Genomic DNA, 15074 nt, shown 5'->3' with positions numbered 1-15074 from the left:
AGGAGCCGCCCCATAGTAAGGCATGCCTAGGATGGGAGCGTGACCTCGACCTCATCCCCGAATCCGGCCGCGCCTCGAACATCGCGGAGGATCGTCGGCATCTCGCTGGTGATCCTGGCAGCGCTGATCGCGGCCTTCTTCGTCTTCGCATCGCTGTACACCGAATTCCTCTGGTTCGACCAGCTGGGCTTCACGACCGTGCTCACGACGCAGTGGTTCGCCACTGCTCTGATGTTCACCCTCGGGTTCCTCGGCATGGCGGTGCCGCTGTTCGTCGTGATCCAGCTCGCGTACCGGCTGCGCCCCGTCTACGTCAGGCTCAGCTCGCAGCTCGACCGGTACCAGGAGGTCATCGAGCCGCTGCGGCGTCTGGCCATGTGGGGGATGCCGGTCTTCTTCGGCCTCTTCGCCGGCTTCTCGGCCGCGAGCCAGTGGAAGACCGTCTGGCTCTGGGCGAACGGCGTCGCCACCGACTCGGTCGACCCGCAGTTCGGGCTCGACACGGGCTTCTACATGTTCGCGATGCCGTTCTACTCGATCCTCCTCGCGTTCGTGTCGGCCGTCCTGCTCCTGTGCCTGCTGGTGACGGCTCTCGTGTCGTACCTGTACGGCTCCGTGCGCATCGGCCAGGGCGAGTTGCGCATCTCGAAGCCTGCACGCATCCAGCTCGCCGTCATCGCGGGGCTCTATCTCCTCGTGCAGGCGGTGAGCCTGTGGCTCGACCGCTTCAAGACGCTGGTCGCGCCCGAGGGGCGCATCACGGGCGCCGCGTACACGAGCGTCAACGCGACGATCCCGGGTCTCGCGATCGTCGCCGTCATCGCGGCCGTCGTCGCGGTGCTCTTCTTCGTCACCGCCGTCATCGGCCGTTGGCGCTTCCCGCTGGCGGGCACCGCGCTGCTGATCGTCGCCTCGCTCGTGGTCGGCGTCGGCTACCCCTGGATCGTCACCACCTTCCAGGTGAAGCCGAACGAGAACGCGTATCAGGCCGAGTTCTACCAGCGGAACATCGACGGCACCAAGGACGCGTACGGCCTCTCCGACGTCGAGATCACGTCCTTCACGGCCAAGACGGACGCCGAAGCAGGCCAGTTGCGCGAAGACGCCGACACCACGGCGTCCATCCGCATCATCGATCCGAAGATCGTCGACGACGTCATCCGTCAGCAGGACCAGGCGCGCGACTACTACCAGTTCCCGCAGACCCTCGACGTCGACCGCTATCAGATCGACGGCAAGAGTCAGGACGCCGTCGTGGCTGTGCGCGATCTGGACATCAAGAACCTCGGCGACAGCGACACCTGGAACAACCGCGTCGCGGTGTACACGCACGGCTACGGTCTGCTCGCGATGGCGGGCAACGACCGCACCGCGTCCGGCGAGCCGGTGTTCCTCGAGCGCGGCATGCCGACCTCGGGCGCTCTGAGTTCCGCGGAGGAGTACGAGCCGCGCATCTACTTCGGCGAGAAATCGCCCGAGTACTCCATCGTGGGCGCCCCCAAGGGTTCGGACCCGGTCGAGATCGACTACGCGAGCGGCACCGACGGTGAGAGCAACACGACGACGACCTTCACCGGCAACGGTGGACCGGCGATCGGCGACACGTTCACCAAGCTGCTGTACGCACTGAAGTTCCAGTCCGAGCAGATCCTGTTCTCGAACCTCGTGAACGAGAAGTCCCAGATCCTCTACGACCGCGACCCGAAGACTCGTGTGCAGAAGGTGGCGCCGTACCTCGAAGTCGACAGCGACCCGTATCCCAGCGTGGTCGATGGCCGCATCGTGTGGATCGTCGACGCCTACACGACGAGCGACTCGTATCCGTACTCGAAGAGCGTCAGCCTGTCCGAGGCGATCGCCGACTCCAGCACGCCGACGCCGACGCTCGCGATCGACGAGATCAACTACATCCGCAACTCGGTCAAGGCGACCGTCGACGCCTACGACGGTTCGGTCACGCTGTACGCATGGGACGAGACCGACCCGGTGCTGCAGACCTGGCAGAAGGTGTACCCGTCGACGCTGAAGCCGATCAGCGAGATGTCGGGCGACCTGATGAGCCATGTGCGCTACCCGACCGACCTGTTCAAGGTGCAGCGCGATCTGCTCGGGATCTACCACATCGACGATGCGGGGTCCTTCGCGCAGCTCGACAACCGGTGGCAGACGCCCAAGGACCCGCGCAGCAAGGACCTGCTCCAGCCGCCGTACTACCTGAGCATGAAGATGCCGGGTCAGGACACCGCGCGGTTCTCGATGTTCTCGACGTTCATCCCTGCGTCGGGGACGTCCGGCAGTTCCCGCGATGTGCTGATGGGCTATCTCGGAGTGGATTCGGATGCCGGTTCAGAGGCGGGGGTGAAGGCGGAGGGCTACGGCACCCTGAGGCTGTTGGAGATCAACGATGCGACGACGGTGCCGGGCCCCGGTCAGGTGCAGAACTCGTTCGACACCGATCCCTTCGTCGCTCCCAAGCTCAACGTGCTCGCGATCGGAAAGTCCGAGGTCGCCTACGGCAACCTCTTGACGCTTCCGGTCGGTGGCGGCCTGCTCTACGTGCAGCCGGTCTATCTGCAGTCGACCGACAACACCCAGGTTCCGAAGCTCCGATCCGTGCTCGTCGCCTTCGGTGGGAATGTGGCGATCGAAGACACGCTGACGGCCGCGCTGGATTCGCTGTTCGGCGGTTCGGCAGGAGCGACGGGTGGTGACGATCAGGTGACCCCGACCACTCCGCCGGACACGGGAGAGACGCCCGGCACCGGTGAGACGCCGCCCGCCACCGATGCACGCGCCGAGGCGCTCGCCGCAGCCGGTCAGGCTCTCTCCGACCGCGAAGCGGCACTGAAGTCGGGCGATCTGACGAAGTTCGCCGAAGCCGACGAGCGGCTCACCGACGCCGTGCAGACGCTGATCGAGCTCGACGACGCCGCGGGAGAGTAGACCTGCGGCAGACGAATGGGCGTTCCCGTGAGGGGGCGCCCATTCGCGTGTCGGCCCTCGATTCGCGCCTGCTGAAATCGCGTGTTAGGCTATTGATGTGCCGCGGGGTGGAGCAGTTCGGTAGCTCGCCGGGCTCATAACCCGGAGGTCGCAGGTTCAAATCCTGTCCCCGCAACAAGAAGAAGAGGCTCGATCCGCAAGGATCGGGCCTCTTCTGCGTATGCGACCGTCTGCGGGCAGGCGGATGCTGGGAGGATGGGCACATGTCAGAGAACGTTGCCGTGCCCGTCGCCGTGTGCCAGTTCGCACCCACCGCGTCGCGGGAGGCCAACCTCGAGCGGATCGCGGAGCTGACGGCGGATGCCGCGGCACGCGGCGCCCGCCTGGTCGTGTTCCCCGAGTACTCCAGCTACTTCGTCGACCCGATGGACGCATCGCTCGCCGAGAACGCGGAGGACCTGGATGGTCCGTTCGTGTCGACGCTCAGCGCCCTCGCGGCCGAGCATGCCGTGGTCATCGTCGCAGGTCTCGTCGAGCGCGCGTGGGATGCCGGGCACGTGCGCAACGCGGTCGTCGCCGTACGAGGCGACCGCGTGCTCGCGGTCTACCGCAAGCAGCACCTGTACGACGCGTTCGGGCAGACCGAGTCCGACTGGATCGAGGCGGGCGAGACCGGGGGAGCCGCGATCTTCGAGGTCGCCGGCATCCGCTTCGGGCTCATGACCTGCTACGACCTGCGATTCCCCGAGGTCGGACGCACACTCGCGGATGCCGAGGTCGACGTGATCGTGGTTCCGGCCGAGTGGGTGCGCGGACCCCTCAAAGAGCACCACTGGACGACCCTGCTGGCCGCCCGCGCCATCGAGAACACGGCGTACGTGGTCGCGGCTGATCATCCGGCGCCGATCGGGGTGGGCCATTCGCAGATCGTCGATCCGCAGGGAGTCGTTCTCGCGGGCGTCGGAAGCGCCGAGGGCATCGCAATAGGCGTGGTCGAACGCGCGACGGTCGGACGCGTCCGGGCGGCGAACCCCGCTCTGCGGCTGCGCCGCTACCGCGTGATCCCTGCCTGACCGGCCTGACATCCGTTCCGCTTGCCGTTTCCGGTCGCGATTCCTGCCGCTTCTCGCCTCTCACGGCGGCACGAACTGCGACCGGAAGCGCCGATGCGTGCTGTGCGCCGTCAGCGGGCCAGGCGGGCAGCGGCCTCTTCGAGGACCTCGATGCGCTTGCATGCTGCGAACCGCACGAGGCCTGCGTAGCGATCACGGTGCCCGGGGGAGACGAAGGCGCTCAACGGGATCGCGACGACGCCGGAGCGCTCGGGGAGCGCGCGGCAGAATGCGGCGGCATCCGCCCCGCCCAGCGCGGTCGCATCGGCGACGGTGAAGTAGCCGCCCTGTGGAGCATGCACCTCGAAGCCCGCCGCGCGAAGCCCCTCGCCGAGGATCTCGTGCTTGCGGGCGAGCAGAGCGGCGGCGTCCGCGAAGTACGACTCCGGCAGGCGCAGTCCCACCGCCACCGCAGGCTGGAACGGCGCGCCGTTCACGTAGGTGAGGTACTGCTTGACCGTCAGCACCGCCGTGATGAGGTCGGCCGGGCCATGAACCCAGCCGATCTTCCAGCCGGTGGCCGAGAAGGTCTTGCCGGCCGACGAGATGGTGAGCGTCCGCTCCGCGGCACCGGGCAAGGTCGCGATCGGCGTGTGCGCAGCATGGAACGCGAGGTGCTCGTACACCTCGTCGGTGACGATGACCGCATCGTGCAGGTGCGCCAGACGCACGACCTCGGTGAGGACCTCGCGTCTGAAGACGGCGCCCGTCGGGTTGTGCGGATCGTTCACGAGGATGATGCGGGTGTGGTCGGAGACGGATGCTGCGAGCTGAGCGAGATCGGGCTGGAAGTCCGGGGCCCGCAGCGGCACCGTGACCAGCTTCGCCCCCGCGAGGGCCACCGCCGCGGCGTAGGAGTCGTAGTAGGGCTCGAACACGACGACTTCGTCGTCGGGACCGTCGATGAGCGCGAGCAGCGTCGCGGTGAGGGCCTCTGTCGCTCCGGCCGTCACGATCACCTCGGTGCCCGGATCGACGTCGAGAGAATAGAAGCGGCGCTGGTGCTCGCTGATCGCCAGGAGGAGATCCGGCATCCCACGGCCGGGCGGATACTGGTTCACGCCGGCCGAGATCGCCTTGCGTGCGGCCTCCAGGACCTCGATCGGACCGTCTTCGTCGGGGAAGCCCTGGCCGAGGTTGATGGCGCCGGTTCTCACCGCCAGTGCAGACATCTCTGCGAAGATGGTGGGCGCGACGCCCCCGTCGGATGCCAGCAGTCCTGCGCCCGCTGCCGCGCGCCTCCATGCGCCGGGAATGACACTCATGAAGAACAGGCTAAGGCCATAGCGGAAACTCATCTTCGACATAAGGAACGCACAGACACGGGCGGCACTCTGAAGAGGCGTTGCTGAAGGAGCAGACACCATGAACGAAGACAACACCCAGGACAACCCGGCACTCCCGTCGAACGACGTCGTGCCGTCCACCGATGCCGCACCGTTCGTCGACCGTTCGACGAGTGATGCGCCCGTACAGAACCCCGGCATTCCCGCCGCACCGATCGCCTCGGCTGGGCACGAGGTGCCTCATACGTTCGCCTCGGCTCCGGCAGCACCAGCCGCCCAGCCGGCACCGACCGTCCCGGCTCCGGCCGCCCCCGCGGTGCAGACGGCTCCGGCCTTCTCCGCCCCGGGCTACGCGGCACCCGGTGCGCCGCATCCGTACGGCGCACCGGCGCCGCAGGCCACCGTCCCCGGCGCCGCGTTCGGTCTCCACAACGGCGCTCAGCCGGCCCAGCCCGTCGATCCGACTCAGCCCATCGGCTTCGGCGATCAGCCGGCGGGCGACGGCGCCAAGACCAAGGAGCAGAAGCCTCGAGGCGTGAAGTTCGCGGCGATCGTCGTCGCGGCCGCGCTCGTGGGCGGTGTCGCCGGCTTCGGAGGAGGGGCGCTCGTCAACAGCCTCGGCAGCACCCCGTCGACGGGCGTCGCCGAAGGCCCGGAGACCGTCACGGTGAACAACCCCGGCTCGGTCAACGAGACGACCGCGGTCGCCACCGCGGCGCTGCCCTCGGTCGTCACGATCGAGGTCGCGGGCACCGACCAGGCCGGCAGCGGCTCGGGCGTCATCATCGACAAGGACGGTTACGTGCTCACCAACACGCACGTCGTCACCCTCGGCGGTGCCGTGGCCGACCCGACGATCAGAGTCACCACGTCGGACGGACGCATCTACGAGGCCACGGTCGTCGGCACGGATCCGATCTACGATCTCGCCGTGATCAAGCTGAAGGACGCGAAAGACCTCACTCCGATCACGTTCGCCAACTCGTCGAAGCTCAACGTGGGCGACACCGCGGTGGCGCTGGGAGCGCCGCTCGGACTGTCGAACTCCGTGACGACGGGCATCGTCAGCGCTCTGAACCGCAGCATCCAGATCGCCTCTTCGGCCCTGCCCGACTCGTCGAGCCAGGATGCACCGCAGGAGCAGTCGCCGCAGGACGGCCAGGGCCAGGGGCCGTTCCAGTTCGATCTGCCGGGCAACTCGTCCGCATCCAACGCCGAGTCGATCTCGATCGCCGTGATCCAGACGGATGCGGCGATCAACCACGGCAACTCCGGTGGCGCGCTCGTGAACAGCAAGGGCGAGCTGATCGGCATCAACGTGGCGATCGCGAGTTCGGGCAGCTCCGAGGAGTCCGGGTCGATCGGCATCGGCTTCGCGATCCCGTCGAACATCGCCGAGCGGGTCTCGAAGGAGATCATCGCTGACGGCGCCGCCACTCACGGCCTGCTCGGCGCGTCGGTGCGCGACGCGGCGTCGGTCGAGGGTTCGGATCAGGCCGGCGCCTACATCGCAGAGGTCACAGACGGCGGCGCCGCTGCGGCCGCAGGTCTCAAGGCCGACGACATCGTCACCGCCTTCAACGGCGTGCCGATCACGAGCGCGAGCGATCTGACGGCTCAGGTTCGTGCCGCCGCGGCCGGCAGCGACGCGAAGGTCACGTACGTCCGCGGAGGCAAGCAGTACGAGATCGAGGTCACGCTGGGCACGCTCTCGAAGTAGCCCTTCGACAGGCTCGGGGACCGCGCGTCGACGAGCCCCTCACAGAGAAGGACGCCACCCTCGCGATAGGCTCGCGGGGTGGCGTCCTTCTCTTTCGGCTCCGGCAATGCGGCCAAGCTGCTCCGGATCCCGCTGTACGTCGCCGGACGCGTCGGCACCCTGATCATCCCGCGGGGACGACGCTGGGTGTTCGGCTGCGGCGCCGGGATCGGCGACGGGGCCCTCGCACTTCAGCGCCTGGCGCAGGCCGAGGGGCACGACACCGTCTGGCTGACGTCCTCCCCGCGTGAGGAGCGTGAGGCAGCTGCCCTCGGCATCCGCACGATCCCCAAGAGCGGCCTGCGTGGTTGGTGGGCGACGGCACGAGCGGGAGTGCTCGTCGTGACCCACGGCTTCGGCGACGTCAACCGCTACGCGAACGGCGGGGCGTTCGTGGTGCAGCTCTGGCACGGCATCCCACTCAAGCGCATCGGCCTCGATTCGCCCGCGACGACGCAAGTGCCGAACGTGCCGGGTGCCGGCCTTCTTCAACAGGTCATCGGCTTCCTGTACCGAGCCTCGGCTCAGCGCATCCGCGTGCTCCCGGCCGCATCGCACCGTTCGCGCGGTCGGCTCGAGTCGGCGTTCGGCCTCGGTGACGACCGCGTGGTCGTCACCGGAGAGCCGCGTGTCGACGTGCTGTCTTCGGGTCCGTCCGATCGACGCCGTGCGGCAGCATCCGCTCTTCTCGTCTCCGCGATCGGAGAACTGCCCGAAGGCGCCCGCACGATCCTCTACGCCCCGACCTGGCGAGACGGTGCGGCAGACCCCGCCGTGCCGTCGGCTGCCCAGTGGGTGGAGATCATCCGTGCGCTCGAGGCGACCAACTCGGTGCTCCTCGTGCGCTCGCACCCTCTCGGCGAAGGCGGCTATGCGCCGCCGTTGCCGAGCAGACGGGTTCGGATGCTGGGCGCCGGTGAGATCGCCGATGTGACGCCTGTCCTCCCCGCGGTGGACGTGCTGGTCACGGACTACTCGTCCCTGGCCTACGACGTGGGCCTGCTGTCGACGCCGGTTCTCTACCTCGCTCCGGACGCCGTGGAGTACGACCTCTCGCGGGGCTTCTACGGGCGTTACGACGATGTCGCGGGTCACGATGCGGCGACGAGCTGGGAAGAGCTGGTGGCTCAGCTGGTGCCCCTGCTGGAAGACGACCGGGTGTTCGCCGAGCGGGCTGCACGTTCCGCTACGCTCAGCGCTCAGATGCATGCGTTCCGCGACGGCGGCAACACCCGGCGCGTGTACGACGTGATCCGTGCGCGGGGTATCCCTGCGCCGAAGGGAGCAGCATGACGACGGCCCGCATCGATGAGGCGGCCGAGGCGCTGATCATCTCCGGAACCGGTGCGCGTCCGGAGGAGGCGACGCTCACCGGTCCTCGTGCGCGCGTTCAGGCCCGTATCACCGGCGGTGGCAAGACCTGGAAGGCGACGCTTCCGCTGCGAGCTTCACGCTGGGGTGGTGCCGAGCTTCCGCTGCCGGCAGGAGAGTACGAGCTCGCTGTCCCCGGGGCCGGGCTCGAGACCCTCGAGCTGGCGCCGACTCTGCTCGCGGGTCTGCGGATCGCCGTGGCTGGCGCCGCCGTCTCGATCGCCGCGCCGATCGACCCCGTCTACGAGACGACCGAGGGACAGTCGACGCTGGAGGAGCGCTACGTCGCGCAGACCGGCGGCACTGAGAACGCGGTCTTCTTCGAGAGCTTCTACGGGCGCACGGTCGGCTGCAACCCCCGCGCCATCGACCGCGCACTCGCGGTCGCCGCCCCAGGGGTCGCACGGTACTGGAGCGTCGTCGACCTGTCGGTCGCGGTGCCCGAGGGGGCCATCGCCGTGGTCGAGGGGAGCCCCGAGTGGTGGCGTGCTCGGGCGGCTGCGCGCCTTCTCGTGGTGAACGACTGGCTGCGGCATCGATTCGCCCGCAAGGCGGGCCAGAAGGTTCTGCAGACCTGGCACGGCACGCCGCTGAAGCGGCTCGCCCTGCACCGGCCGGGTTTCGACCCTCGCCGGATGGCCGCGGTCGTGAAGGAATCGCGTCGATGGGACGTGCTGCTCGCGCAGAACACGTACTCGGAGCGGATCCTCCGCAAGGCATACGCATTCTTCGGACGCCCGATCTGGGTCGAGGGGTACCCTCGCAACGACACCCTCGTGACCGGAGACGCGGCGGCGGTGCGTGCGGCGCTCGGCATCGAAGAGGGGGAGCGGGTGCTGCTGTACGCGCCGACCTGGCGCGACGACCGCACCGAGATGGTCGACTTCGTCGATCCGGAGGAGCTCGCGCAGCAGTCGGATGCTGTCGTGCTCGTGCGCGGGCACTCTCGTACTCTTGCTGCGGGGCGCGACCGGGTGGGCGCTCGGGTCATCGATGTCACGGGATTCCCCGAGACCTCGCAGCTGCTGCTCGCCGCCGATGCGCTCATCACCGACTACTCCTCGGTGATGTTCGACTTCAGCGTGACCGGCAAGCCGATGTTCTTCCTGGTTCCCGACCTCGACCATTACCGAGGACAGCTGCGCGGCTTCTACTTCGACCTCGAATCGCACGCCCCCGGCCCTCTCGTGCACACGCAGGACGAGCTCGTCGAGGCGCTTGCGGACCCTGAGGGCGCCACCGCGTACTCGGAGCGGTACGAGGCGTGGAGAGCGCAGTTCAACCGCCGTGACGACGGTCGTTCCGCCGAACGCGTGGTCGCGCGCATCCTCGATCAGGGCTACGTGGCGCGCTGAGCGCTAGGGCAGGGGGGTGTTGCGTGTGCCCAGGCGCGAGGCGTCGACGGTATCGCGTGCGCCGCTGAGCACTCCGCCGATGAATCCGATGCCCCACGACAGATGCATCGTGGGCAGCACGGCCAACGTCCACAGCCGCTGGCGGATGCTGCCACCGCCGGGGGCGAGTGCGACGGCGACATCGAGCAGCGCGTAGGCGGCGACGGGCAGGTACACGGCCGAGGCCACGAGCGACGCAGTGCCATCGAGCACCCCCGTCAGCTGCAGGATGCCGACCACGATCGCGAGACCGAGCAGCAGCACCAGGACGGGCGGAGCGAAATAGCGGATGCCGTTGCGCCGTCCGTATCGGCGGACGAGCTCGCCGCGCCAGGCGCCTGTAGCGCGGAACTGCCGCGCCAGGCGCAGCCAGCTCTCGCGGGGCCAATAGGTCACAGAGAGCCGGGGATCGAACCATACGCGATGACCGGCCCGGCGGATGCGGAGGTTCAGCTCCCAGTCCTCGCCGCGCCGGATCGTCTCGTCGAACAGACCCACCTCGTCGAGCACGTCGCGGCGCATCACGCCGAGGTAGGCCGACTCGGCCTCGCCCTCGGTCGCGCCGCCGTGGTAGGCGCCGCCGCCGAGTCCGATGGGGGAGTTGTACAGCCGTGCGACGGCCTTCTGGAAGGGCGTTCGACCTTCGGCACGCATGACGCCGCCGACGTTGGCCGAGCCCGTGCGCTCCAGCGTCTCCAGAGCGCGAGCGGCATAGCCGGACGAGAGCTCGGAATGAGCGTCGACACGGATGACGGTGGAGTAGCGGCTGGCGCGGATCGCCCGGTTGAGCCCGACCGGGATGTGGGCGGCGGGATTGTCGACCAGGCGGATGCGGTCATCGTCTGCGGCGAGGCGCTGCGCGAGCTCGGTGGTGCCGTCGGTCGACGGCCCGAGTGCGAGCACGAGCTCGGCCGGAACCTCAAGCTGCTGCCGCAGGACCGACGCCACGGCGTGCTCGAGATACGCGCGCTCGTTGAGCACGGGCATGACGAAGGACACCCCGTCGAGGGGTGCGGTGGATCCGTGGTCAGACACACGTCGATCATGTCACGCCGCCTGGGACGTTCGCTGACCGGCGATACTCCGGCTAACGGAAGCATCTCGTTTGGCCGCTGAGGCCGCCGCAGCACCGCTGTCGGGATACCGAATGGATAACCTGGACGGATGGGTGCAGTCCGCGACGCGAAGAAGGCCTACCGCCTGCTGAAGAAGGCGCTCAGATCGCGCAGCGCCGTGCAGCGGGTTCGCCGTCGCCTGGGCGATGGTGAACAGCATCCCCTCGAGCACTACAAGATCGCGGTGTACTTCGCCGACGGCGCCGTGAACATGTATCAGATGCGCCAGTGGTACCGACCGCTCGCAGAGCTCGCGAAGAAGTGGCCGGTGGTCGTGCTGTCGCGCAGCGCGACCGGAGCGGAGAAGCTGCTCGACGAGGACGCCCCGCCCGTCGCCTTCGTCCCCACCGTGCGCGACCTCGAACAGTTCATCGCCACGCAGGACATCCGCATCGTGCTGTATGTGAACCAGAACACCCGGAACTTCCAGATGTTCCGTTATGGCCGCCGCTGGCACGTGTTCATCAATCACGGCGAGTCCGACAAGATGTACATGACCACGAACCAGTACAAGGCGTACGACTACTCCTTCATCGCGGGTCAGGCTGCGCGCGACCGGCTCACGCGCACGCTCTGGGACTTCGACGTGAACCGTCGCACCTTCGAGATCGGCCGTCCGCAGGCCGATCACTACTCGGGCGCGCTCCCGTACACTCCCGACGAGCGCACCGTGGTGCTCTACGCCCCGACGTGGGAAGGGGATCGTCCGAGCGCGTACTACGGATCGATCGCGACGCACGGCGAAGCTCTCGTGAACGCGCTCCTCGCCACCGGGCGTCATCGGGTCATCTACCGCCCGCATCCTCGCAGCGGCGTCGTCGATCACGAGTACGGGGCGGCTCATCGCCGCATCATCGCGGCGATCTCGGCGGCCAACTCGGCCGACGCAGGAGCGCAGCACGTCTACGACGACGGGCCGGAGCTCGGCTGGCAGCTCGCCGCGGCCGATGTCGCAGTGGTCGACATCTCGGCGATGGTGTACGACCGGCTCGCGGTCGGGAAGCCGCTCATGATCACGCGTCCGGTCGACGATCGCGCAAGCGTCGACACGAACGGCTATCTGTCGGACTGCGAGTGGCTCACCGCCGAGTCCGCGCACGACATCGTCGCCGAGGTCGAGCGTGTTCATGCCGACAAGGCCGCGATCGCGCGCCTGCGCATGTGGGTGCAGCACTACTTCGGCGACACCACCCCGGGGGTCGCGACCGCGAAGTTCCACGCCGCCGTCGAGCAGCTCATGCAGAAGTGGGACGCCTGGCAGGCTCACGAGATGGGCGCCGTGCGTCCTGATGAGGACGACGACGACGAAGAGGCCGACGAGGACGACTGAGACCATGCACCTGCCGCTCGCCGCTGCGATCACTTCGCGCATGGACTACCTGCCTGAGGCGGGCTCGACGAACGCGGAACTGCGATCGCGCGTGGCTGATGTCCATGAATGGCCACACCTCTCCGTCGTCGTGACCGATAACCAGACCGCGGGCCGTGGGCGTCTCGATCGCATCTGGGTGGCGCCTGCGGGTGCTGCGCTCGCGATCTCCGTACTGCTTCGAGAGCTGCCTGCTCCCGACCTGCGCGGGTGGATCCCGCTCGCCGCGGGCGTCGCGATGGCGGATGCCGTCGCCGCACAGCTCCCCGAACACGATGTGTCGGTGAAATGGCCCAACGACGTGCTGGTCGACGGGCGAAAGATCTGCGGCATCCTCGCAGAGGCGGCGGCGGACGCCGTGATCGTCGGAACCGGCGTGAACACGGCGATGCCGGCATCCGTTCTGCCTGTGTCGACGGCCACCTCGTTCGCCGTGCTCGGCAGTGAGGCTGACGCGGACCGCCTGATCGCGGAGTACCTTCGCGCGCTCGACGGGCTGCTTCGGGCACTCGCGGCATCGGGCGACGCCGTCTCGAGCGGTCTGCACGCCGCCGTGACGGCCCGGTGCAGCACGCTGGGACTCGCCGTGCGTGTGTCGCTCCCGGGGGAGCGGATGCTCGAGGGCGTCGCGCGTGCGCTCGACGCCGACGGACGCCTCCTGGTCGACGAGAACGGCATCGCGTACCCGGTCTCCGCGGGCGATGTCGTGCACGTCAGGCCCGCGGCGGTCTGACACGCCCGGATTTCAGGGCCGGTTGAGCGCGGAGACGTGCACAATGGAGGGGTGACTCAGCCCGTGACGCTCGGCGGTCGGCCGACGATGCCGCCGCCCGGTGCGCCCACGGAGGAGTTGCTGATCGCGAAGTTCCGCGGTCACGCCCGTCGCCTGTTCTGGTCGGCACTGGTGCTGATCGCCGTGTTCGGGGCCACCGCGTACCTGTACGACAACCTTCCGGCTCCCTTCGAGAACTGGATGCTGCTGTCGGCGGCCGGCGCGGCGGTTCTGCTGCTCGTCGTCGTGCCGTACATCGTCTGGTATTCACGCACCACGACGGTGACGACGCGTCGAATCATCGTGAAGCAGGGGATCGGGTCGCGCAGCCGGCGCGAGATGTCGCACGCCCGCGGCTACACGATCGGCGTGCGACGGGGCATCCTGCAGCGCATGTGGGGTGTGGGGACGATCACGCTGACCAACGGGGTCGATGCGCCGCTGCGGCTCGCCAACGTGCCCAACGTCATCCTCGTGCACGAGACGCTCGCCGACCAGATCGAGGTGAGCCAGATCCTCGCTCACCGCGACGCGCAGGCCGGCACTGATTCCTTCTGAGGTGGTCACGGCGCGAACGCCCACCACTGGTCGAGTGAGCGAGGCGCCTCCACCGGTCGTGGAGCGAGCGAAGCGAGACGAAACGCGTGTCTCCGACCGGAACTGCGGTCCGACGCACCTCGGCCATGCGGGAGAATGGTCACGACGAATGGAGGCGGCACATGGCGCTGCGTGTAGGCGTGATCGGCGGAGGCCAGCTGGCCAGGATGATGATCGCTCCGGCGGTCGAACTCGGGCTCGACCTGCGGGTGCTCGCGGAGGACGAGGGCATGTCCGCCCAGCTCGCCGCCACGGCGGTCGGCGACTACCGTGACCTCGAGGTGGTGCGCGCGTTCGTCAAGGACGTCGATGTCGTCACCTTCGACCATGAACACGTGCCTCAGGCGGTGTTGCGTGCACTCGTCGATGAGGGGGTCGCCGTGCACCCCGGCCCTGACGCACTGCAGTTCGCTCAGGACAAGCTCGTCATGCGGGCGCGTCTTGCCGAGCTCGGCGTGCCGCAGCCCGATTGGGCGGCTGTGCGCGACACGAGCGAGCTCCAGGCGTTCCTCGACGATCATGAAGGGCGAGGCGTCGTGAAGACTCCTCGCGGCGGATACGACGGCAAGGGCGTGCGCGTCGTGCGTGCGGCCGCCGAGGCGCAGGACTGGTTCGACCAGCTTCCCGAGGGAGAGGCCCTTCTCGTCGAAGAACTCGTCGCCTTCGTGCGCGAGCTCGCACAGCAGGTGGCGCGGCGCCCCAGCGGCGAGATCGTCGCCTATCCGGTCGTCGAGACCGTGCAGCGCGACGGCGTGTGCGCCGAGGTCATCGCGCCGGCGCCCGCCGCCGCCGAGCGGCTGGCGCAGGTCGCGGAGGGCATCGGACGGTCGATCGCCGAGGGACTCGGCGTGACGGGGATGCTCGCCGTGGAGCTGTTCGAGACCGACGACGAGCGGATCCTCGTGAACGAACTGGCGATGCGCCCGCACAACAGCGGCCACTGGAGCCAGGATGGAGCGGTCACCGGGCAGTTCGAGCAGCACCTGCGCGCCGTGGCCGATCTGCCTCTCGGCGATACCTCGCCGCGCGCAGCCTGGTCGGTGATGGTCAACATCCTCGGGGGACCGGCGGCGGGAACCCTGGGCGAGCGGTTCGCCGGGGCGATGACCGAGCATCCTTCAGCCAAGATCCACACCTACGGCAAGGCGCCCCGCCCTGGCCGCAAAGTGGGTCATGTGAACGTCTCCGGCGACGATCTCGACGACGCCGTCTACGTGGCGCGGGCAGCAGCTGCGCACTTCCTCGACTGAGAGGCTCGACCGCCCGCGAAGCTGAGCGCGCACCAGGAGCCGTCGTACTCGGCAGTGAGGCGTGCCGTTGGGGGGAACTTCCAGGGGCAGACCGTACCCTGTTGAA

The 15074-nt window shown here is 68.4% G+C and carries 11 protein-coding genes and 1 tRNA gene; 10 read left to right on the top strand and 2 right to left on the bottom strand.

Translation table 11 applies throughout. The features are described 5' to 3' along the window. Nucleotides 1-39: 39 nt before the first annotated feature. From ACI3KT_RS16785 to ACI3KT_RS16775, 3 genes are all read left to right on the top strand, one after another. The gene (locus ACI3KT_RS16785) at nucleotides 40-2943 is read left to right on the top strand and encodes a UPF0182 family protein (protein ID WP_292909919.1); all 2904 of its coding nucleotides are present in this window, start codon (nucleotides 40-42) and stop codon (nucleotides 2941-2943) included. A gap of 101 nt (nucleotides 2944-3044) precedes the next feature. Further along, nucleotides 3045-3118 (top strand) — tRNA-Met (locus ACI3KT_RS16780). Nucleotides 3119-3206: 88 nt separating this feature from the next. Then, nucleotides 3207-4016, top strand: a complete 810-nt coding sequence (locus ACI3KT_RS16775; RefSeq protein WP_404905643.1) for a carbon-nitrogen hydrolase family protein — start codon at nucleotides 3207-3209, stop codon at nucleotides 4014-4016. Between the two features lie 110 nt (nucleotides 4017-4126). On the opposite strand, the gene ACI3KT_RS16770 is transcribed toward ACI3KT_RS16775, so the two are convergent. Beyond that, complete coding sequence (locus ACI3KT_RS16770) at nucleotides 4127-5320, bottom strand: aminotransferase class I/II-fold pyridoxal phosphate-dependent enzyme (protein WP_404905642.1); 1194 nt, start codon at nucleotides 5318-5320, stop codon at nucleotides 4127-4129. Nucleotides 5321-5420: 100 nt separating this feature from the next. Between ACI3KT_RS16770 and ACI3KT_RS16765 the strand changes: the two genes are divergently transcribed. The 3 genes from ACI3KT_RS16765 (at nucleotide 5421) to ACI3KT_RS16755 (ending at nucleotide 9826) form a co-directional block, all read left to right on the top strand. Further along, nucleotides 5421-7061, top strand: coding sequence for a trypsin-like peptidase domain-containing protein (locus tag ACI3KT_RS16765; RefSeq protein WP_404905641.1), 1641 nt, complete (start codon nucleotides 5421-5423; stop codon nucleotides 7059-7061). Between the two features lie 78 nt (nucleotides 7062-7139). Beyond that, nucleotides 7140-8393 carry a CDP-glycerol glycerophosphotransferase family protein gene (locus ACI3KT_RS16760; RefSeq protein ID WP_292909927.1) on the top strand — a complete coding sequence of 418 codons (1254 nt, stop codon included), beginning with the start codon at nucleotides 7140-7142 and terminating at the stop codon, nucleotides 8391-8393. Continuing rightward, nucleotides 8390-9826 (top strand): CDP-glycerol glycerophosphotransferase family protein, encoded by a 1437-nt coding sequence (locus ACI3KT_RS16755; protein ID WP_404905640.1) that lies wholly within the window; start codon nucleotides 8390-8392, stop codon nucleotides 9824-9826. The genes ACI3KT_RS16760 and ACI3KT_RS16755 overlap by 4 nt, the downstream gene beginning before the upstream one ends. A gap of 3 nt (nucleotides 9827-9829) precedes the next feature. Here the strand turns inward: ACI3KT_RS16755 and ACI3KT_RS16750 are convergent, their stop codons facing one another. Beyond that, nucleotides 9830-10852 (bottom strand): glycosyltransferase family 2 protein, encoded by a 1023-nt coding sequence (locus tag ACI3KT_RS16750; RefSeq protein ID WP_404905670.1) that lies wholly within the window; start codon nucleotides 10850-10852, stop codon nucleotides 9830-9832. A 177-nt stretch (nucleotides 10853-11029) separates the two neighbouring features. On the opposite strand from ACI3KT_RS16750, the gene ACI3KT_RS16745 reads away from it, so the two are divergent. The 4 genes from ACI3KT_RS16745 to ACI3KT_RS16730 all read left to right on the top strand — a co-directional run bounded on the left by ACI3KT_RS16745 (nucleotide 11030) and on the right by ACI3KT_RS16730 (nucleotide 14968). Further along, nucleotides 11030-12310 carry a CDP-glycerol glycerophosphotransferase family protein gene (locus ACI3KT_RS16745; protein ID WP_404905639.1) on the top strand — a complete coding sequence of 427 codons (1281 nt, stop codon included), beginning with the start codon at nucleotides 11030-11032 and terminating at the stop codon, nucleotides 12308-12310. Between the two features lie 4 nt (nucleotides 12311-12314). Beyond that, entirely contained in the window at nucleotides 12315-13082 is a 768-nt protein-coding gene (locus tag ACI3KT_RS16740) for a biotin--[acetyl-CoA-carboxylase] ligase (protein ID WP_404905638.1), read from the top strand. Between the two features lie 51 nt (nucleotides 13083-13133). Continuing rightward, on the top strand, nucleotides 13134-13679 hold the full coding sequence (locus ACI3KT_RS16735) for a PH domain-containing protein (protein WP_404905637.1): 546 nt from the start codon (nucleotides 13134-13136) through the stop codon (nucleotides 13677-13679). Between the two features lie 125 nt (nucleotides 13680-13804). After that, the gene (locus tag ACI3KT_RS16730; RefSeq protein WP_292909945.1) at nucleotides 13805-14968 is read left to right on the top strand and encodes a 5-(carboxyamino)imidazole ribonucleotide synthase; all 1164 of its coding nucleotides are present in this window, start codon (nucleotides 13805-13807) and stop codon (nucleotides 14966-14968) included. Nucleotides 14969-15074 lie beyond the last annotated feature (106 nt).

This window comes from Microbacterium sp. ZW T6_19, assembly GCF_044987465.1.
Classification (GTDB): domain Bacteria; phylum Actinomycetota; class Actinomycetes; order Actinomycetales; family Microbacteriaceae; genus Microbacterium; species Microbacterium natoriense_A.
The sequence above is the reverse complement of the archived record's forward strand: the minus strand, read 5'-3'. Positions and strand labels throughout refer to the sequence as shown.